20 protein-coding genes are annotated in these 19,311 nt (G+C 70.8%); 4 read left to right on the top strand and 16 right to left on the bottom strand.

Features of this window, described 5'->3' with window-relative positions; translation table 11 throughout:
- Positions 1–2: 2 nt before the first annotated feature.
- The gene (efp, locus tag DEJ09_RS11735) at positions 3–566 is read right to left on the bottom strand and encodes an elongation factor P (protein WP_017887175.1); all 564 of its coding nucleotides are present in this window, start codon (positions 564–566) and stop codon (positions 3–5) included.
- Between the two features lie 161 nt (positions 567–727).
- A complete protein-coding gene (locus DEJ09_RS11730) occupies positions 728–2,419 on the bottom strand; it encodes an AarF/ABC1/UbiB kinase family protein (RefSeq protein WP_181433350.1) in 1,692 nt (563 codons plus the stop codon).
- Between the two features lie 159 nt (positions 2,420–2,578).
- On the opposite strand from DEJ09_RS11730, the gene DEJ09_RS18165 reads away from it, so the two are divergent.
- Positions 2,579–2,887 (top strand): hypothetical protein, encoded by a 309-nt coding sequence (locus DEJ09_RS18165; protein ID WP_181433349.1) that lies wholly within the window; start codon positions 2,579–2,581, stop codon positions 2,885–2,887.
- Positions 2,887–3,066 carry a hypothetical protein gene (locus DEJ09_RS11725; protein ID WP_110864577.1) on the top strand — a complete coding sequence of 60 codons (180 nt, stop codon included), beginning with the start codon at positions 2,887–2,889 and terminating at the stop codon, positions 3,064–3,066. The genes DEJ09_RS18165 and DEJ09_RS11725 overlap by 1 nt, the downstream gene beginning before the upstream one ends.
- 9 nt (positions 3,067–3,075) lie before the next feature.
- On the opposite strand, the gene aroB is transcribed toward DEJ09_RS11725, so the two are convergent.
- The 9 genes from aroB to DEJ09_RS11680 all read right to left on the bottom strand — a co-directional run bounded on the left by aroB (position 3,076) and on the right by DEJ09_RS11680 (position 13,655).
- Positions 3,076–4,173, bottom strand: coding sequence for a 3-dehydroquinate synthase (aroB, locus tag DEJ09_RS11720; RefSeq protein ID WP_111023065.1), 1,098 nt, complete (start codon positions 4,171–4,173; stop codon positions 3,076–3,078).
- Positions 4,170–4,751 (bottom strand): shikimate kinase, encoded by a 582-nt coding sequence (locus DEJ09_RS11715; protein WP_111039074.1) that lies wholly within the window; start codon positions 4,749–4,751, stop codon positions 4,170–4,172. The genes aroB and DEJ09_RS11715 overlap by 4 nt, the downstream gene beginning before the upstream one ends.
- Complete coding sequence (gene aroC, locus DEJ09_RS11710; protein ID WP_110858979.1) at positions 4,748–5,968, bottom strand: chorismate synthase; 1,221 nt, start codon at positions 5,966–5,968, stop codon at positions 4,748–4,750. Before aroC ends, DEJ09_RS11715 begins: the two co-directional genes overlap by 4 nt.
- A gap of 42 nt (positions 5,969–6,010) precedes the next feature.
- Positions 6,011–7,573: an endolytic transglycosylase MltG gene (gene mltG, locus DEJ09_RS11705; protein ID WP_146245715.1), complete on the bottom strand. Its 1,563-nt coding sequence runs from the start codon at positions 7,571–7,573 to the stop codon at positions 6,011–6,013.
- A gap of 93 nt (positions 7,574–7,666) precedes the next feature.
- Positions 7,667–8,110: a Holliday junction resolvase RuvX gene (ruvX, locus tag DEJ09_RS11700; protein WP_181433358.1), complete on the bottom strand. Its 444-nt coding sequence runs from the start codon at positions 8,108–8,110 to the stop codon at positions 7,667–7,669.
- 8 nt (positions 8,111–8,118) lie between these two features.
- Positions 8,119–10,776 (bottom strand): alanine--tRNA ligase, encoded by a 2,658-nt coding sequence (gene alaS / locus DEJ09_RS11695; protein WP_111088745.1) that lies wholly within the window; start codon positions 10,774–10,776, stop codon positions 8,119–8,121.
- 59 nt (positions 10,777–10,835) lie between these two features.
- Entirely contained in the window at positions 10,836–11,018 is a 183-nt protein-coding gene (locus tag DEJ09_RS11690; RefSeq protein ID WP_027465751.1) for a hypothetical protein, read from the bottom strand.
- Positions 11,019–11,438: 420 nt separating this feature from the next.
- Complete coding sequence (gene rpsD, locus DEJ09_RS11685) at positions 11,439–12,068, bottom strand: 30S ribosomal protein S4 (RefSeq protein WP_017887166.1); 630 nt, start codon at positions 12,066–12,068, stop codon at positions 11,439–11,441.
- 234 nt (positions 12,069–12,302) lie between these two features.
- A complete protein-coding gene (locus DEJ09_RS11680) occupies positions 12,303–13,655 on the bottom strand; it encodes a replication-associated recombination protein A (RefSeq protein WP_084740335.1) in 1,353 nt (450 codons plus the stop codon).
- Positions 13,656–13,787: 132 nt separating this feature from the next.
- Here DEJ09_RS11680 and DEJ09_RS11675 point away from each other — a divergent pair, with 132 nt between their 5' ends.
- Positions 13,788–14,600 carry a peptidylprolyl isomerase gene (locus tag DEJ09_RS11675; protein WP_111088744.1) on the top strand — a complete coding sequence of 271 codons (813 nt, stop codon included), beginning with the start codon at positions 13,788–13,790 and terminating at the stop codon, positions 14,598–14,600.
- A 113-nt stretch (positions 14,601–14,713) separates the two neighbouring features.
- Complete coding sequence (locus tag DEJ09_RS11670) at positions 14,714–15,946, top strand: DUF349 domain-containing protein (RefSeq protein WP_173034022.1); 1,233 nt, start codon at positions 14,714–14,716, stop codon at positions 15,944–15,946.
- 86 nt (positions 15,947–16,032) lie between these two features.
- Here DEJ09_RS11670 and DEJ09_RS11665 read toward each other — a convergent pair whose 3' ends face one another.
- The 5 genes from DEJ09_RS11665 to DEJ09_RS11645 are packed head-to-tail and all read right to left on the bottom strand — an operon-like array spanning position 16,033 to position 19,295.
- Positions 16,033–16,995, bottom strand: a complete 963-nt coding sequence (locus DEJ09_RS11665; protein WP_111053969.1) for a bifunctional riboflavin kinase/FAD synthetase — start codon at positions 16,993–16,995, stop codon at positions 16,033–16,035.
- A gap of 8 nt (positions 16,996–17,003) precedes the next feature.
- Positions 17,004–17,456, bottom strand: coding sequence for a hypothetical protein (locus DEJ09_RS11660; RefSeq protein WP_111088743.1), 453 nt, complete (start codon positions 17,454–17,456; stop codon positions 17,004–17,006).
- A gap of 45 nt (positions 17,457–17,501) precedes the next feature.
- Entirely contained in the window at positions 17,502–17,867 is a 366-nt protein-coding gene (locus DEJ09_RS11655; protein WP_071403707.1) for a hypothetical protein, read from the bottom strand.
- On the bottom strand, positions 17,864–18,826 hold the full coding sequence (gene truB, locus DEJ09_RS11650; protein ID WP_111088742.1) for a tRNA pseudouridine(55) synthase TruB: 963 nt from the start codon (positions 18,824–18,826) through the stop codon (positions 17,864–17,866). The genes DEJ09_RS11655 and truB overlap by 4 nt, the downstream gene beginning before the upstream one ends.
- 22 nt (positions 18,827–18,848) lie before the next feature.
- Positions 18,849–19,295, bottom strand: coding sequence for a hypothetical protein (locus tag DEJ09_RS11645; protein ID WP_111023071.1), 447 nt, complete (start codon positions 19,293–19,295; stop codon positions 18,849–18,851).
- Positions 19,296–19,311 lie beyond the last annotated feature (16 nt).

Raw genomic sequence — 19,311 nt, 5'->3', positions numbered from 1 at the left:
GCCTAGGAGTTGACGCGGCCGAGGAAGCTGCCGTCGCGCGTGTCGATCTTCACCAGGGTGCCGCTCTCCAGGTAAAGCGGGACCTGGATGCGGTGGCCGGTCGCGATGATGGTCGCGTCCTTGGTGCCGCCGGAGGAACGGTCGCCCTGCAGGCCGGGCTCGGTCTCGACCTCGGTGACGATTGACGTCGGGAGCTCGACGTACAGCGGGTTGCCCTCGTTCATCGCGATGGTGACCATCGCGGACTCGAGCAGGTAGTTCTTGGCGTCGCCGACCACGGTCGCGGAGACCGGGATCTGGTCGTACGTGTCGGTGTCCATGAACACGTAGGAGTCGCCGTCCTCGTACAGGAACTGGTAGTCACGACGGTCGACGACGGCGGTGTCGATCTTCGCGCCGGCGTTGAACGTGCGGTCGACGACCTTGCCGGAGACGACGTTCTTGAGCTTCGTGCGGACGAACGCGCCGCCCTTGCCCGGCTTGACGTGCTGGAACTCGACGACCGACCACAGCTGGCCGTCGATGATGAGAACGGCGCCGTTCTTGATGTCTGTGGTACTGGCCATGAGTCGTCGGTGTCCCGTTCGGTCGTGTTGTGAAGTGTCCTCGGGCCGCGGACGGCCCCGGACGAGTGTAGCGGACGCCCGCCCGGCGGCCGGAGCGGTGCGCGTGCGTGCCGGACGCGCCGGTCTCGGGCGGGCGCCGGGCGCCGGGCCCGGGCCCGGGCTCAGCGTCGCCGTCGAGCGAGCCAGGCGTCGATCGCCGCCCAGCCGAGCAGCACCACCGCCGCTCCCCCGAGCAACCCGCCCGCGACCCCCGTGGACAGGGCCGCCGTCGGTCGTGCCGGCAACGACAGGTAGACGATCGCCAGGATCCCCGCCCCCGCACCGAGCAGCACGAGCAGGATGCGCCGGATCATGCCGGACACGAGCTGCCGGTCGCGGCTGTCCGCGAAGAGCCGGATGTTCACCGTGAACCGGCCGGTCTCGATCGCCTCGCCGATGCGGTCCACCCGGCGGGGCAGGCGACGAGCGGCCGACACGACGCCGAGCAGCTCCTTCGCCGCCAGGTCGCGGAGCTTGCCCGGCCGGAGCTGGTCGGTGATCTGCTCCCGGGCGAGTCCATGGGACTCCTCGAGCAGGTCGAACGACGGTGCGAGCGTGCGGAGCGTCCCCTCGAAGATGGCCAGGGCGCGTGCCGCGGCGACGAAGTCCGGCGGCGGCTTCAGCCGGTAGCGCCCGAAGACCTCGACCGCGTCGTCCACGGTGTCGACGCCGATGCGCGCACCCGGGCCGAGCTCGTCCGCCACGAAGCGGGCGATGTCCCGACGGAAGTCGGGCTCGTCGTGCGCATCGCGCACGGGTGCCATCCGCAGGACCGCATCGGCGATCCGCGACGTGTCGTCCTGCAGGTAGGCGGCCAACAGGTCCTGGACCGTGTCCCGGAGACCCGGGTCAAGCCTCCCGACCGATCCGAAGTCGATCAACGCGGGCCGCCCGTCGGGCAGCACCAGGACGTTCCCCGGGTGCAGGTCCGCGTGGTACAGGCCGTCGAAGACGACCTGGCGCAGGAAGGCGCGGAGGATGGCGCGCATCGGCGCGTCGAGGTCGCGCTCGGAACGCTCGGCGCGGATCGCGCTGAGCGTGTCGCCCTCCAGGAACTCCATCACGAGCACACGCCGGCCGGACAGGTCCGGGTAGGGGTCCGGGAACCGGACCTCGTCCGGACGCGCGCTGCGGGCCTGGGCCGCACGCAGCGCGGTGAGGTTCCGGAGCTCGGAGACGAAGTCGACCTGCCGGATCAGGTCGTCCGCGTACTGGCCGGCGATGTCCTGCACGCCGACCTGCCGCGCCTCGGTCGACCACCGGGCCATGAACCGGACGACCCGCAGCGCGATGTCGACGTCGCGGCGCACCGCGGCGTCGATCCCCGGCCGCTGCACCTTCACGGCGACCGCGGTGCCGTCGGGCAGCCGGGCGCGGTGCACCTGCGCGATGGACGCCGCTGCGACGGGCACCGGGTCGAAGGTCGCGAAGACCTGGTCGACCGGTGCGCCGAGCTCCTGCTCGAGGAGCGCACGGACCTCGTCAGCCGGCGCCGCCGTGACGTTCCGCTGCAGGTGGGCGAGTCCCTCGGTCCACTCCTCGGGCAGCAGGTCGTCGCGGGTGGAGAGCAGCTGGCCCATCTTCACGAACCCGCCACCGGCTTCCTCGAGGGCCCGGCGCAGGTGCTCGGCCTGGTCGCGACGCAGGTCCGACGTTGCCGGGTCGTGCGAGAAGTCGAGACGACGGAACGGCACCAGGTGGTGGCGGCGGGCGATCGAGAGGAGTTCGGTGAAGCGTCGACCGCGGGAGCGCAGGGTGCCGGTGTCGGCATCGCGCGGGCCGGAGAGGTCGCTCAGTCGGGGTGGGGTGGGCACGCCCGCCAGTCTGCTCCCCGGTGCTGGGTCCGCAGCGTGCGGGTGGCCCGGTCCGTCGCGTCGTCCCGTCCTCCTCCACAGCCTGGAGGCCCGGTGCGGCTTCCACAGGTCGGCGCGGGCCCGGCGCGGGGCGCGGTCCTGGAGCGAGACACTCGTGCCGTGGAGACAGCACTGATCGCGGCGTGCATCGCCGCCGGAGCGGCGATCGTCGCGGCCGTCGTCAGCTGGTTCGGGGCGTTCCAGAGTCGACGGACGTCCGATCGTGACCACGCCTGGCATCGGTTCACCTGGGCCGTCACGCAGCGGCCGGACATGAACACATACGACATTTCGACAACGGTGCTCCGAGACCTGGAGACCGTACCGTGGTGGTCGAAGGCCGATCGCCGACTCGCGAGCCGAGCGCTCCGCAGGCGAGCCAGCGCCGACCAGGCACATGACGACGACGAACGAAGGGCCTCCGACTGATGTCGATCCTGCGACCGCTCCCCGACGCGCCCGACCTCGACGAGGACGACGACGTCCTCTTCGCCTGGGACCACGGCGCCACCGTCGACGAATGGCGGGAATCCCAGCGCACCGGCGTGGTCACCGTCTCGACGCGTGTCACCTGGTGGTGGCGCAGGATGCGACGGGTCCTGCGCTGACCGGCGTGGCTAGACGCCGACCTCCTGGTAGGCGGTGAAGAGCAGGTGGTCCTCGGGGCCCTCGAGCACGACGGGCTTGCCGACGCCGTCCAGGATGATGAACCGCAGCATGCCGGCACGGGCCTTCTTGTCACGACGCATGGTGGCGAGCAGCCCCTGCCAGCGCCCGACGCCGTACGAGGTCGGCAGGTCGAGCGACTCGAGGATCGCCCGGTGCCGATCGACCGTGGCGTCGTCCAGGTGGCCGGTCAGTCGGGCGAGCTCGGCGGCGAACACCATGCCGACCGACACCGCTGCGCCGTGGCGCCACTGGTACCGCTCGGCGTGCTCGATCGCGTGCCCGAGGGTGTGCCCGTAGTTCAGGATCTCGCGTCGGCCCTGCTCCGTGAAGTCGTCCGAGACGACCTCGGCCTTGAGCGCGATGGCGAGCTCGACGACCCGGCGGAACTCCGGCGTCGTCGGGTCGGTCACCCGGTCGACATCGGCCTCGATGATGTCCAGGATCTCGGGCACGGCGATGAACCCGGCCTTCACGATCTCGGCGAACCCGGTCAGGATCTCGTTGCGCGGCAGCGTGCGGGCGAGGTCGAGGTCCACGACGACGGCACGGGGAGCGTAGAAGGCGCCGACCAGGTTCTTGCCCTCGTTCGTGTTGATGCCCGTCTTGCCGCCGACGCTGGCGTCCACCATGCCGAGCACGCTGGTCGGGACGGCCACGTACGGCACACCGCGCAGCCAGGTCGCGGCGACGAAGCCGGCCAGGTCGGTGACGGCGCCGCCCCCGAGGCCGATCACCGCGTCGGTGCGGGTGAAGTCGGCCTGCCCCATGATCTGCCAGCAGAACGCCGCGACCTCGACGCGCTTGGCGCCCTCGGCGTCGGGGACCTCGGCGATCAGGGCTTCGAGCCCGGCCTCGACCAGCAGCGCCCGGAGCTCGTTCGCCCGGGCACCGAGCGTCGGCGAGTGCACGATGAGGACCTTGGCGACACGCGGGCCCAGGATCGCGGGCAGGGCACCGAGCAGGTCCGTGCCGACGGCCACCGTGTAGCCGTCGTCACCGCCGACCCGGATCTCGGTGGTCCCGGCGGGCAGGGTCGACTCGGTCACGGTGCTCCTTCGGTGCTGGTGGTGCTGCTGGTCGTGCTGCCGGGCGCGGCGGTGGTGCCGGCGTCGCTGCGCAGCCACGTGACGACCTCGTCGACCACGCGGGACATCGGCCGGCGCGACGTGTCGACCACGACGTGCGCGAGTTCGGCGTAGGTGGCCGCCCGCTCGTCCATGATCGTCTGCCAGGCGTCGATCCCGCCGTTCGCCAGCAGGGGCCGGTCGGACCCGGCGATCCGGTCGGCGACGGCCTCGGGCGACACGGTGAGCAGGACGATGCGTGCGCCGCTCAGGGCCTGCCGCGTGTCCGCGTGGGTGACGGCTCCCCCGCCCACGGCGATGACGCCGCCGGTGGCCAGCGCCGCCCGGACCGCCTGGGCCTCGAGCGCGCGGAACGCCGGCTCGCCGCGGTCGGCGAAGATCCCGGGGATCGGCCCGTGCTCGCGCACGATGACCCGGTCGGTGTCCGTGAACGGGACGCCGAGGGCCTTCGCCACCCGCTTGCCGACGCTCGACTTGCCGGCGCCCATCGGGCCGATCACGACCACGGGCGCGTCGGCGCGTCGGACGTCGGTGCTCACAGGTCGGTCGACGTCGCCGACGGCTCGGTCCGGCGTGTGCGCAGGGTCTCCGGGATCGCCGCGAGGTAGGCGTCGAGGTTGCGCTTCGTCTCGACGACGTTGTCGCCGCCGAACTTCTCGAGCACCGCGTCGGCGAGCACCAGGGCCACCATCGCTTCGGCGACGACACCGGCAGCGGGCACGGCGCAGACGTCCGAGCGCTGGTGGTGCGCCGAGGCGTCCTCACCGGAGACGACGTCCACCGTGTGCAGGGCGTGCGGGATGGTCGCGATCGGCTTCATCCCGGCGCGGACGCGCAGCACGGTGCCCGTGGACATCCCGCCCTCGGTCCCACCGGCGCGGTCGCTCGTGCGGTAGATCTCGCCGTCCTCGCGGTACAGCTCGTCGTGCGCGGCGGAGCCCCGGCGACCGGCGGTCGCGAAGCCGTCACCGACCTCGACCCCCTTGATGGCCTGGATCCCCATGATCGCCGCTGCGAGGCGGGCATCGAGCCGGCGGTCCCAGTGCACGTGCGAGCCGAGGCCCGGCGGGACGCCGTAGAACAGCACCTCGACGACGCCGCCCAGGGTGTCGCCGTCCTTCTTCGCGGCCTCGACCTCGGTGACCATGCGTGCCGAGGTCTCGGCGTCGAAGCAGCGCAGCTGGTCCTCGTCCAGGCGGTCCACGTCGTCGGGCAGCGGCAGGTCCGTGCCGTCGGGGACCCGGACGGTCCCGACCTGCAGCGTGTGCGCCACCGAGCGGATGCCGAGTTCGGCCAGGAACGACTTCGCGACGGCGCCGAGCGCCACGCGTGCGGCGGTCTCGCGGGCACTCGCACGCTCCAGGATCGGGCGCGCCTCGTCGAAGCCGTACTTCTGCATGCCGACCAGGTCAGCGTGGCCCGGACGCGGTCGGGTGAGCGGCGCGCTCCGCCCGCGGGACATCTCGGTGGACTCGATCGGCTCGGGGTTCATGACCTCGACCCACTTCGGCCACTCGGTGTTGCCGATGCGGATCGCGATCGGGCTGCCGAGCGAGTAGCCGTGCCGGACACCGCCCGACACGTGCAGCTCGTCCTGCTCGAACTTCATCCGCGAGCCACGGCCGTAGCCGAGCTTGCGGCGCGCGAGATCGGCACGGATGGACTCGAACGACACCGGGACACCCGCGGGCAGACCCTCGAGCATGGCGATCAGTTCGGGTCCGTGGGACTCACCAGCAGTCAACCAACGAAGCATGCCGCAATCCTCCCACAGCGATCGTCCGTGCGACGTCGTCGCCTACTGGTAGTCGGGGTGCGCCCGGAGCCACGCCTGGAACTGCTCGACCGCCACCAGGTGCTGGTCGTAGGTGTCCGAGAAGACGGTCTTGCCCGACTCCAGGTCGACCGTCACGAAGTACAGCCACTTGCCCGGGGCCTCGTTCGTCACGGCCTTGATCGCGATGTCACCCGGGTTCGAGATCGGTGCGGGCGGGAGCCCCTCGTGCACGTAGGTGTTGTACTCGTTCGAGGCGTCCGCACGTTCGGCGTCCGTGGTCGTCACGGTGTGCGTGTTGCCCGTGCCGTACGCGACCGTGGCGTCGGACTGCAGCTTCATGCCCTGGTCGAGGCGGTTCTGGAACACCCGGGCGACCTTGGGGTAGTCGGCTGCGAGACCGGCTTCCTTCTGCACCAGCGACGCGAAGACGATGGTGCGCTCCTGGTCGGCCTCCTTGACGCCGGCGGCGGACAGGTGCTCCTTCATGGTGTCGACCATCGACTTGAAGTACTGCTCGGCGGTCCAGCCCGGGTTGATCGGGTAGGTCGCGGGGAAGAGCCAGCCCTCGAGCGTCGTGACGCCGGACGGCAGGTCGTAGGCCGACAGGTCCTTCGCGGCCGCGTCGACCTGCTTCTCGGTCAGGCCGGCCTTCGAGACCATCCCGGCCTTGATGTCGGCGAGTGCCGTGCCCTCCGGGATGATGATCGACGCCTGGACGCGGTTGTCCTTGTCCTGCAGGGCCGCCAGCGCCGACTTCGAGCTCATCTGCTTCTTCAGCGCGTACGAACCGGGCTGGAACTGCACGTCCGGCGATGCCAACAGGAGCTTGTAGAACACCTTCGAGTCCTTGACGACGCCGCTGCGCTGCAGCGTCGCGGCGACGTTCTCGCCGATGTCGCCCTGCTTGATCGTGATGGTCACCTTCGAGGTGCCGTTGCCCGTGTAGTCGTCGGGCTCCTGCGCGCCGCTGATCGCCGCGATGAGCTGCTGGATCTTGGGTGCGGCGAACGTGTACGCCCCGACGCCGGCAGCGAGCACGACCGCGACGATGACGAGCCCCGCGACGAGCGGTCCGCGCCGGCGCTTCGGCCGTGGCTCGCGGGGCGGCCTGGAGACGCGTCCTCCGCCGCCTCGTCCCCCGCGTCCGCCGCCTCCCGCGGCACCACCGCCGCCGGTCGCGTCACCGTCGTCCGTCCCGTCGGCTCCGGATCCGCCGGCCGCGGCGGTCGCCGCGGACTCGGTCGGCAGCTCGCCGGTCAGCAGTGCGGCGACCTCGGGGTGCAGGTCTTCGGGGCGGGTGGCGATCGGTGCGTCGGCGGGGGACGCAGGGCGTTCGTCGCGTGGGGCTGGCGGAGCCTCGGTGGTCCGTTCGGCGGCAGAGGGCTCGTCGGTCGCTGCGACGCGGGCTCGTTCGGCCTCGAGGGCGCGGGCTTCGCGTCGGGACAACGGAGGCGCCGGCGGTGGGGTCACCTGACCAGCGTCGTCGCGGTCATCGGTGCCTGTCGTGCGGTCGGAAGTCGCCTTCCGCCGCTCGGCGTCGTTGCCGGGCGCGATGATCGCGTTCCAGTCCAGATCGTCTGCCAACGTCCTCGGTCTCTCGGTCGGGAACTCCACCTGGGCACCGTCGTCCTCACAGCTGACGACGAGAGCACCCATGTGCGGTACCGGGCAGCCCTGTCAGGGAAGCGTGGTGCCCGGAGGGGCACCGGCACTGCGCTCGTGGTCGAGCGCGTGTTGCAGAATGATAACAGCGGCTGCTTGGTCGATCACGGCCCGGGACTTCTTCGTGTTCTTGCCGGCCTGGTGCAGCCCTCGCTGGGCGGTCACGGTCGACAGTCGTTCGTCGACCAGGCGCACCTGTCGACGCGCCGCGATCCGGGCGGCGAACACGCGGGCGTCCTCGGTGGAGGCCGTGTCCCCACCCGACATCGACAGTGGCAGCCCGACGACGACCTCGAGCACGTCGTACTCGTCCGCGAGCTCCAGGATGCGCCGGAGGTCCTTCGAGTCGTCGCGACGGACGGTCTCGACCGGCGTCGCCAGCAGGCCGTCGCGGTCGCACACGGCGACCCCGATCCGGGCGCGTCCGACGTCCACGCCGAGCCGCCGCCCGGACCGGATGCCCACGGTCAGCCCGCGAGCCGTGCGGTCACGGCACGCAGCGCCGCGGGGAGCGCTGCTGCATCGGTCCCGCCGCCCTGCGCCAGGTCCGGCTTGCCGCCGCCACCGCCACCGAGCACGCCGGCGGCCTCCTTCGCGAGGGGGCCCGCCTGCACGCCCACAGCACGGGCGGCGTCGTTCGTCGCGACGATCACGATCGGCTTGCCGCCCACGACGGCACCGAGCACGACGACGACCGCGCCGTCACCGAGCTGGCCCCGGACGCCGGTGGCGAGCGAGCGCAGGTCGTCCCCGGACTGCAGCCCGTCGACCGTCTCGGCGACCACGGTGGTGGCACCGACGGTGGTGGCGTTCCGGGCGATGGCGGGCACGCGCTGCTGCAGGTTCGCCGACTCGTACTCGGCGAGCTTCTTCTGGGCGGACCGGAGGTCCTCCATCAGGTTCTGCACGCGGGCCGGCAGGTCGGCACGGGGAGCCTTGAGCGCGCTGGAGAGCTGCGACACGATCGTGCGCTCGACGGCGAGGTCGCGGAACCCCTCGAGCCCGACCAGTGCCTCGACGCGGCGGTTCGTCGAACCGACGCTCGACTCCCCCACCAGGTTGACGAGCCCGATCTGCGCGCTCGAGGCGACGTGCGTGCCACCGCAGAGCTCGCGGGACCACGGGCCGCCGATGTCGACCATGCGGACCTCTGCGCCGTACTTCTCACCGAACAGGGCCTGCGCCCCGAGGGCCTTCGCCTCGTCGATGGGCAGGATGCGCGTGGAGACCTCGAGGTCGGTGCGGATCGCGGTGTTCACGACCTCCTCGATCTCGGAGCGCGTCTCGAGCGAGACCGGCTGCGACCACGAGAAGTCGAGGCGCATGTAGCCGGACTTGTTGTACGAACCGGCCTGCAGCGCCTCCGGCCCGAGGATGTCGCGGAGCGCCGCGTTCACCAGGTGCGTCGCGGAGTGTGCCTGGGTCGCGCCGCGGCGGTACTCCGCGTCGACGACGGTGCTCGCGGCGTCACCGACGCCGACCTCGCCGGAGCGGACCTGCACGGTGTGGCTCCACAGTCCGGAGACCGGTCGCTGGACGTCGAGGACCTCGAGGTCGAACCCGTTGCCGACGATCGAGCCCTGGTCGGCGTCCTGGCCGCCCGACTCGGCGTACAGCGAGGTCTCGCCGAGGATGACCTCGGCGATGTCACCGGCGACCGCACGGTCGACGCTCACACCGCCGACGATGATGCCGAGCACGCGCGTCTCGGCCTCGAGCGCGTCGTAGCCGAGGAAGGTCGTCTCGCCCTTGGCCCGGAACGCGCTGTACACGCTCAGGTCGGCGATCGCGGTCTTCTTGCTCTTCGCGTCGGCCTTCGCCCGGGCACGCTGCTCGGACATCAGGGTCTCGAACGCCGTGCGGTCGACGTGGACCCCGGCTTCCTCGGCCATCTCCATCGTCAGGTCGATGGGGAACCCGAAGGTGTCGTGCAGCAGGAATGCCGTGTCGCCGCCGATCGACGGGGCGCCGTCCTGCTTCGCACGCTCGACGGCCACGTCGAGGATGGTCGTGCCCTGCGCCAGGGTGCGGAGGAAGGTCTCTTCTTCCGCGTAGGCGATGCGGGAGATCCGGTCGTAGTCGGACGCCACCTCGGGGTAGGCGTCGCGCATGGCGTCGCGGGACGCCGGGAAGAGCTCGGGGAACGTGGGCGCCTCGACACCGAGCAGGCGCATCGCGCGGACGGTGCGACGGAGCAGACGACGGAGGATGTACCCACGGCCCTCGTTCGACGGGCTCACGCCGTCGGCGATGAGCATCAGCGAGGAACGGACGTGGTCGGCGATGACGCGCATCCGCACGTCGTCCTCGTGCACGGCGCCGTAGCGTCGGCCGGAGATCTCGGCTGCGCGGTCGAGCACCGGGCGCACCTGGTCGATCTCGTACATGTTGTCGACGCCCTGCTTGATGAAGGCGACGCGCTCGAGCCCCATGCCGGTGTCGATGTTCTTGTTCGGCAGCTCGCCGGTGATCTCGAAGTCGTACTTCGACCGCACGTCGGCGATCTGGTACTGCATGAAGACGAGGTTCCAGATCTCCACGTAGCGGTCGTCGTCCGTCGCCGGGCCGCCGTCGATGCCGTACTCGGGGCCACGGTCGAAGAAGATCTCCGAGCAGGGACCCGCGGGTCCGGGCTGTCCGGTCGACCAGTAGTTGGTGTCCTTGCCGAGGCGCTGGATCCGCTCGTCGGGCAGCGACGAGTGCTGCTTCCAGAAGCCGATCGCCTCGTCGTCCTCTTCATAGACGGTGACCCAGAGGTCGTCGGGCGAGAAGCCGAGTCCTCCGTCGGTCTCCGGCTTGGTCAGGAACTCCCAGGCGAACTGGATCGCCTGCTCCTTGAAGTAGTCGCCGAACGAGAAGTTCCCGTTCATCTGGAAGAACGTGCCGTGGCGAGGGGTCTTGCCGACCTCTTCGATGTCGTTCGTGCGGATGCACTTCTGCACGCTCGTCGCCCGCGGGAACGGCGCCGGGATGAGACCGGTCAGGTACGGGATGAACGGCACCATGCCGGCGACCGTGAAGAGGAGCGACGGGTCGTCGGAGACGAGGGACGCGGACGGGACGACGGTGTGGCCGCGGTCACCGAAGTACTGGAGCCAACGGCGGCGGATCTCTGCGGTCTGCATGGTGCTTCCTGGGTTCAGGTCGTGGGTGGAGGAGGGTCGAGGCTGCTCGGTCGGAGCGCTCAGACGTCGGTACGGAGCTCGGCCTCGCGCGACCGGTAGCCGTCCGCGACGGCACCCGTGAAGGCCTTCGTCTTGGCGTTCACCTCGGCGAAGAGCCGGGCGCCACCGGAGGTCTGGGCGACCCGGTGTGCGACGGCGAACCCGATGACGATGCCGACGGCGACGAAGAACAGCTGCTTCACGGTGCCTCTCCCTCTGTGCACCCGGGCGGTGCATGCCCGGACAAGCTTAGTCGCCGGGCACTTCCGCGCGTCCCCGTCCGCAAGACGCCGTCGTGTCGGCAGGACGCCGCCGAAACCGGGGGCGTCTCGCGCACCCGGAGGCGCGTCGATGAGACGACGGCGTGTTGCGGACCGACCAGGGGCCGGGCTGGAGGCCGTGCGCACGGCGCACCCCGCGCCTCCCGTCCGCCCCTGCTCACGTCCACTGCCCACACAAGACGCCGTCGTGTCGGCAGGACGCCGCCGAAACCGGAGGCGTCTCGCGCACCCGGAGGCGCATCGCCGAGACGACGGCGTGTTGCGAAGCGGAGGCGGTGCCGGAACGCCGAACGGCGGGTCGCCCTCGAGAGGACGACCCGCCGTTCGGGTGTGATCAGTGGATCAGCGAGCTGCGTAGTACTCGACGACGAGCTGCACTTCACAGGTCACGGGGACCTCGGCGCGCTTCGGGCGACGCACGAGGCGGGCCTGGAGCTTCTCGATCTCGACCTCGAGGTAGCCCGGGACCTTCGGGAGGACTTCCTGGTGGCCACCGGCAGCGGCGACCTGGAAGGGCTCCATCGACTCGGACTTCGCCTTGACGTGGATCAGCTGGCCCTCCTTGACGCGGAAGGAGGGGCGGTCGACGAGCTTGCCGTCGACCAGGATGTGGCGGTGCACGATCAGCTGACGGGCCTGCGCGGTGGTGCGGGCGAAGCCGGCACGGACCACGAGGGCGTCGAGGCGCTGCTCGAGGAGCTCGACCAGGTTCTCACCGGTCAGGCCCTTCGTCTTGCGGGCCTCTTCGAAGACGATGCGGAGCTGCTTCTCGCGGATGCCGTACTGGGCGCGCAGACGCTGCTTCTCACGGAGGCGGACGGCGTAGTCGCTGTCCGCACGACGGCGCGTACGGCCGTGCTCACCGGGCCCGTAGGGGCGCTTCTCGAGGTAACGGGCGGCCTTCGGCGTCAGCGGGATGCCGAGTGCGCGCGACAGGCGGGTCTTGCTGCGGGTACGTGACTTGGTAGACACAGGGTCCTTTTCTCTGTTCGAACTGAATACTCACCGGAGGCCGGGCACGCGAGTGCCGGTGGCCCCGACGACGGGATCCAGAGGGATGAGCCTGTGGGATCGGACGGCTACAGTCCGAACCTCTGCCCCCGTACCACCGGAGTGGCACTCTGTCCTCGACGCAGCCGTGCTCGAGGACCAGGACGTAGGCCCGGCAATGCTAGCAGCATCGGGGCGAGCGCAGAAGCACCGACGCTAGTGGCCGCGTGTGATCTTCCGGAGTCGTTCGAGCCGCGGCCCGACCTCGCGCTCGTAACCGTTGGCCGTCGGCGTGTAGTACTCGGTGCCCTCGAGTGCGTCCGGCAGGTACTGCTGCTCGGCGACCCCGTGCTCGGCGTCGTGGGAGTAGACGTACCCCTTGCCGTGCCCGAGGCGCTTCGCCCCGGCGTAGTGCGCGTCGCGCAGGTGCATCGGCACCGTGCCCATGCGCCCCGCCTTGACGTCGGCCATCGCCTGGTTGATGCCGTTGTAGGCGGCGTTCGACTTCGGCGCCGTCGCCAGGTAGACGACCGCCTCGGCCAGCGGGATCCGCCCCTCGGGCATCCCGATGAGCTGCACGGCCTGGGCCGCGGCGACCGCGATGGGGAGCGCCTGGGGATCGGCCATGCCGATGTCCTCGGACGCGGAGATGATGATCCTGCGCGCGATGAACCGGGAGTCCTCGCCGGCCTCGATCATCCGGGCGAGGTAGTGCAGGGCCGCGTCGACGTCGCTCCCCCGCACCGACTTGATGAAGGCGCTGATGACGTCGTAGTGCTCGTCGCCCTGTCGGTCGTAGCGCAGCAGGGCCCGGTCGACCGCGGCCGCGACGGTGTCGGCGTCGACGACGGGCACGGTGTCGTCGTCCTCGTCCTGCGCGGCGGTGGCCGACGCCGCCGCGGCCTCGAGCGCGGTCAGGGCACGTCGGGCGTCGCCGGACGCGAGGCGGATGATCGCACTGCGGGCTTCGTCACCGAGGACGACGGCACCGCCGAGCCCGCGGGGGTCCTCCACCGCGCGGTCGACGAGCATGCCGAGGTCGGGATCGGTGAGCGGTTTGAGCGTCAGGAGCAGCGAGCGGGACAGCAGGGGCGAGATGACCGAGAACGACGGGTTCTCGGTGGTGGCCGCGATCAGGATCACCCACCCGTTCTCGACGCCGGGCAGCAGGGCGTCCTGCTGGGCCTTGCTGAACCGGTGGATCTCGTCGAGGAACAGCACCGTGGTCGACCCGTACAGGTCGCGGTGGGTCAGCGCCTTCTCCATGACCTCGCGCACGTCCTTCACGCCGGCGGTCACGGCGGAGAGCTCCACGAACTCGCGACCGGACTGCCGAGCGATGGCCTGCGCCAGCGTGGTCTTGCCGGTACCGGGTGGGCCCCACAGGATCACGGAGACCCCGCCGGGGTTCTCACGCGTGCCGGTGGCCAGCTGCACCAGGGGCGAACCCCGGCCGAGCAGGTGCTGCTGACCGGCGACCTCGTCGAGGCTGGTGGGGCGCATCCGGACGGCGAGCGGGACGGAACCCTGCGCGAGACCGGCGCGACCACCCGTGGTGGGCGCGTGCATTCCCGAACGATCCGCTGCCATCCTGCAATCGTAGGCCGGTCCACCGACGCAGGCCGCGCCTCCCGCCAGGTGGTGGTGGTGACCGTTCGGCTACGCTCGTTGCACACTGCGACGAGAGGGCAGACCAGCACCGTGGCACCGAAGAACCCAGCGCGTGACAACCGAGAGGCGCGCGAGCGCCTCCGCCTCTACCAGGCCCGCCAGGGCCTCCACGAGCGGCAGCGACGCCGCCGCGTGCGGGACAACCTGATCGGTGCCGGTGCCCTCGTCCTCGTCGCGGCCCTCGCCACCGGGTCGCAGCTCGCCTTCGCCGGATCGCGGGGGTCGGACGCCCCGGCCCCGAGCGCCTCTGCGTCGTCGACGGCCACGCCGTCGGCCAGCGCCACGGCCGGCAACACCGGCAACGTGCCGAGCAAGTCGATCGCGAAGGGTGCGACCTGGACCGGCAGCCTCACGCTCAACAAGAGCATCGACCTCGGCATCGAGCTGGACGGTGCGAAGGCACCGCAGGCCGCGAGCGTCGAGATCTCGTTGATCCGTCAGCAGTTCTACAACGGCACGACCTGCCACCGGCTCGCCGACAGCGACGGCCTGAAGTTCCTGCAGTGCGGATCCGCGAACGGCGACGGCACCGGCGACGCCGGCTTCGAGTACGGCCCGCTCGAGAACGTGCCGGATGACGGCGTCTACGAGAAGGGCACGATCGCGATCGCACGGTCGGACTCCCCGTACTCGCAGTCGACGCAGTTCTTCATCGTCTACGGGGACACCACGCTCGACAGCTCGACGGGCGGCTACACGGTCGTCGGCAAGGTCACGAGCGGGCTGTCCGAGCTCGAGTCGGAGATCGCCGCGAAGGGCATCGCGTCGCCCGGCAGCGACGGCACCGGCGAGCCGAAGGTGGCGACGAAGATCACCGACGCGACCATCGCGGAGCAGAAGTAGTCCACAACCCGTCGCACCGGTCGGGCGGCGGAGCCCGTCCGTGCAATAGGCTGACGACCTGACCGTGCCGACGGTGACGTCGGCGATGCACGACCACGATCGAGGCGAGACCTGTGGGATCTGACGAAGCAACGACCTGGGGGCGGGTCGACGAGAACGGGACCGTGTACGTCCGGTACGAAGAGACCGAACGTGCTGTCGGTGAGTACCCGGACGCCACCCCCGAAGAAGCCCTCGCCTACTTCGCGCGGAAGTACGCCGACCTCGAGGGGCAGGTGAAGATCGCCGAGCAGCGCGTCCAGCGCGGTGCGTCGGCGAACGACGTCGCCCGGACGGTCGAGCACCTGACCGCCTTGGTCGCCGACGCCCGCGTGGTGGGTGACATCAAGTCGCTTGAGACCCGCGTGGGCGCGCTCACCGAGCAGCTCGGCTCGCTCACCAAGGAGCAGGCGGAACAGGCGCAGCAGGCGCTGCAGGACGCCCTGGCGCACCGCACCGCCCTGGTCGAGGAAGCCGAGGCACTCGCCGCGGTGGACCCCGCACGCGCGCAGTGGAAGCAGATCACGGCGCAGCTCGACGACGTGTTCGCGCGCTGGCAGCAGCACCAGCACGACGGGCCGCGGATCCCCAAGAACGAGGCCAACGACCTCTGGAAGCGGTTCCGCGCAGCGCGGTCCACCGTCGACCAGCACCGTCGTGCGTTCTACTCCGAGCTGGACGCACAGCACCGTGACGCCCGGACTCGCAAGCAGGAGCTCGTGGCGCAGGCCGAGGCCCTCGCACCCCGCGGCTCCGATGCGATCCCGGACTACCGCCAGCTCCTCGACGACTGGAAGAACGCCGGGCGTGCCGGCAAGCGGCACGACGACGCACTCTGGGCGCGCTTCAAGGCCGCCGGAGACGTCCTGTTCGAGCAGCGCCACGCCGAGAGCGCAGCCGAGAACGAAGAGTTCTCCGCCAACCTCGAGGCGAAGCAGGCCCTGCTGACCGAGGCCGAGCCGCTCCTGCAGGCGACCGACCGGGTCGCCGCGCGCAAGACCCTCACCGGCATCCAGCGCCGCTGGGACGAGATCGGCAAGGTCCCCCGCGGTGACGTCCGTCGGGTCGAGGACCGCCTGCGTGCCATCGAGGACCACGTCCGTGGGCTCGAGGACGCGCACTGGAAGGAATCGAACCCGGAGCGCAAGGCCCGTCAGAACGGCCTCGCGAGCCAGCTGGAAGACGCGATCGGCAAGCTCCAGTCCGAGCTCGCCGCGGCGCAGGCCACCGGTGATGCCCGGAAGATCAAGGACGCGCAGGAAGCCCTCGACGCCCGCAAGATCTGGCTCGACGCCCTGGGCGGCTGAGCCTCCGCAGCACGAACGACGCCCCCGTGACCGATGATGGTCACGGGGGCGTCGTTCGCGGTGGCCGCTTCAGCGTGCTCGGCAGGTCAGACCGGCGCGGGCAGTCCGAGCAGCAGCCGGATGTCCAGGTCGTCCTGCCGCATCTGCGCGGCGAGCTCGTCCATCGACGAGAACTTGACCATGCCGCGCACGTACGACACGAAGAGCACGGAGATCCGATCGCCGTACAGGTCGATGTCGACGTCGAGCAGGTGCGCCTCGATCTGCTTCGCGGGCACACCCTCGAACGTCGGGTTGTTGCCGACCGACACCGCCGCCGGGTAGACGGTGCCGTCGTGCAGCACCCGGGCGGCGTAGACACCGTCGGCGGGGACGAAGCCCTCGCACGCCGGGTCGAGGTTCGCTGTGGGGTAGCCCATCGCACGGCCGCGCTGGTTGCCGTGCACGACGACGCTCCGCACGGCGTGCTCCCGCCCGAGGAGTCGAGCGGCCTCGGCCACGCGGCCCTGGCCCAGGAGCTCACGGATCCAGGTGGAGGACACCCGACGCTCACCGTCGGGTCGGACGTCGTCGATGAGGTCCACGTCGTCGATGAGCTCGACGGTGAAGCCGTGCTGCTCCCCCAGGGTCCGCAGCAGCGCGACGTCACCGGCGCCCTTCGCACCGAAGCGGAAGTCGCTGCCGACGAAGACGAGCCGGGCGTGCAGGGTGTCGACGAGGATCTCGGACACGAACGCCTCGGGCGACTTCGACTGCAGTTCCTGGTCGAACCGGAGCAGCAGGGTGGCGTCGACCCCGGCGTCCTCGAGCAGTTCGCGGCGCTGCGCGGTGCTCGTCAGGGCCGGCGGGACGTGCGGCGGGTCGATGACGTTGAGCGGGTGGCGGTCGAACGTGACCACGGTGGCCACGAGGTCGTGCTCGCGGGCGGCACGCTCGAGGTGTGCGATGACGGCTCGGTGCCCGACGTGCACGCCGTCGAACTTCCCGATGGTGACGGCGCTCGGGCCGAACCCGTCCGCCACGTCGGCGGTGTCCTCGTAGAACTGCACGGTGGCTCCTACTCGCTCGCCGGGGCGGTGGACGAGGACGCAGCCGGTGCCGACGGCTCGGTGACCGTGCGGTGGTGCTTGCGGAGCCACCAGAGCCCGGCGATCGGCAGCACGAGCGGCGCGAAGGCGTAGCCCAAGCCGTAGTACGACCAGATGGTGTCGTCGGGGAACAGCTGGCGGTCGAACAGCGACAGGGTGCCGATGACGAGCACGCCGGTCATCTCGAACACGATCGTGACGCAGGCGACCCGGTACCAGAACCGGCCGGGCACGATGAGGGCGATCATCGCGACGATGTAGACGACGGCAGCGATGGCACTGAGCGTGTAGGCGAACGGTGCGAACGAGAACTTCTCGATGATCTGCACGACGCTGCGTCCGGTCGCCGCCAGCGCGAGGATGCCGTACACGGCGATGAGGACGCGGCCGATGCCGGTCGCGAGTGAGGATCTGGTCGCCATTGCACCGATTCTACCGACGCGCGGCTGCGCGCATGACCTCCGGCGTCAGTTCAGCGCGAACCAGATCTGGTACATCCGGTAGACCATCACCGCGACGGTGAAAGCCCCGGCGCCGAGCACCACGGTGCTCCACTTCGTGCGGTCGATCAGTGCCCACACGACCGCGGCCGGCGGGACGAGCAGCACAGAAACGGCGTACACCCCGAACTCGAGCGCGTTGCCGTCGGGCGGACTGCCCGTCGCCGGCAGCACGATCGAGATGACGCCCTGCGCAAGGAGCAGCAACTCGATGAGCACGAGCGCGCCGACCGTGTAGTCGTTCGGCTTCCAGCCGATGAACCCCACGACGACCGCGAAGAGCCCCACCACGACGGCGAGCACCAGCTGCACCCACATGTACCACTCGATCACGCGCGGGCTCCGGTCTGCGAGGAGGACGACGCACCGGGCGTCGGGAAGTTCGTGATGACCCGGAGCAGCCCCCGGCGGACGGAGACGAGGCCGACCAGCCGGTCGTCGGACGCGGTGACCGCTGCCACCGGTCCGTCCGAGTCGGGGTGCTCGGCCGCGACACGCTTGCCGTCGGTGAGGTCCTTCGCCGAGGCTGCGTCGAGCGTCACCGACGAGAAGAGTCGCCGGGCGATGTCCGCCGGACGCGCGAGCGCGGCGCGGACGTCGACGGCGTCGTCCTCGAGGTCGATGGCGTCCTGCACTTCGAACGGTCCGACGCGGGTCCGACGGAGGGCGACGAGGTGCGCCCCGGTGCCGAGGGCAGCGCCGACGTCACGGGCGAGCGCACGGACGTAGGTGCCCGACGAGCAGGTCACGACGACGTCCAGGTCCACCACGGCGACGTCGGTGCCGTCGACGGCAACGGTCCGCTCGTTCCGCGTCGTCACGTCGAACTGCGAGACGGTCACCGTGCGGGACTTGAGCTCCACCGCCTCGCCCTTGCGCGCCAGGTCGTAGGCGCGGCGCCCGTCGACCTTGATCGCGCTGACCGTGGACGGGACCTGGTCGATCACGCCCCGCTGTGCTGCGACGGCGGTCTCGACGGCGTCGTCCGATACGTCGGCAGCGGCCACACCGACAGCAGCGGTCGGCGTGCCGTCGGCGTCGTCGGAGTCCGTGGAGACACCGAGCCGGATGGTCGCCGTGTAGGTCTTGTCGAGGCCCACCAGGTGCGTGAGCAACCGGGTGGACGGCCCGATGCCGAGCAGCAGCAGCCCCGTCGCCATGGGGTCGAGGGTGCCGGCGTGGCCGACCTTCTTCAGGCCGAGGCGACGACGGGCGATGGAGACCACCCGGTGGCTGGAGATCCCCTGCGGTTTGTCGACGAGGAGGATGCCGTCCGGCGCGGTTTCGAGCACCAGGCGAGATTACCAGCGCCGGTCAGCAGGCGTCGTTCCACTCGCGGCGGGGGTGCTCCGGATCGGTGACGTCGAGCACCGCGGAGGCCGCGATCTTCACGTCGGCACGACGCTCGAGTCGGCCGGACTCCTGCTCGACCCACAGCGACCAGCGCCACAGGGTACGGACCCCGGGGGCCAGGATGCCCCGCCCGTGCACGATCAGGACACCGTCACCGGCTCCGGTCGTGCGGAAGGGCGTCACCAGGTCGGATCGGAGCGTGTCCTGGTCGGCGGACGGCGCGGCGGCCGCCATCGCGGAGATCCCGTGCTGCTCGAAACCGGTGACGAGCGCGGCCGCGACCCGCTCGAGGTCGGTGCCGTCCTGCCCGTCGATGCCGATGACGGTGCGGTTCGTGCCGACCTGCGCGATCGCCTCTGCGGCGATCGCAGCCATCGTGTCGGTCTCTTCGGGTGCCCAGCGTGCCATGCGTCCACCGTAGGCT

This window comes from Curtobacterium sp. MCLR17_055 (genome assembly GCF_003234305.1).
In the GTDB taxonomy this organism is placed as follows: Bacteria; Actinomycetota; Actinomycetes; order Actinomycetales; family Microbacteriaceae; genus Curtobacterium; species Curtobacterium flaccumfaciens.
This window is presented reverse-complemented; position numbering and strand designations above follow the sequence as displayed.

Excerpts from the sequence above, each read along its gene's own strand:
- efp (WP_017887175.1), bottom strand. The coding sequence starts at position 566 with ATGGCCAGTACCACAGACATCAAGAACGGCGCCGTTCTCATCATCGAC.
- DEJ09_RS11725 (WP_110864577.1), top strand. The coding sequence starts at position 2,887 with ATGTCGATCCTGCGACCGCTCCCCGACGCGCCCGACCTCGACGAGGAC.
- aroC (WP_110858979.1), bottom strand. The coding sequence starts at position 5,968 with ATGCTTCGTTGGTTGACTGCTGGTGAGTCCCACGGACCCGAACTGATC.
- alaS (WP_111088745.1), bottom strand. The coding sequence starts at position 10,776 with ATGCAGACCGCAGAGATCCGCCGCCGTTGGCTCCAGTACTTCGGTGAC.
- DEJ09_RS11680 (WP_084740335.1), bottom strand. The coding sequence starts at position 13,655 with ATGCACGCGCCCACCACGGGTGGTCGCGCCGGTCTCGCGCAGGGTTCC.
- DEJ09_RS11660 (WP_111088743.1), bottom strand. The coding sequence starts at position 17,456 with ATGGCGACCAGATCCTCACTCGCGACCGGCATCGGCCGCGTCCTCATC.
- DEJ09_RS11645 (WP_111023071.1), bottom strand. The coding sequence starts at position 19,295 with ATGGCACGCTGGGCACCCGAAGAGACCGACACGATGGCTGCGATCGCC.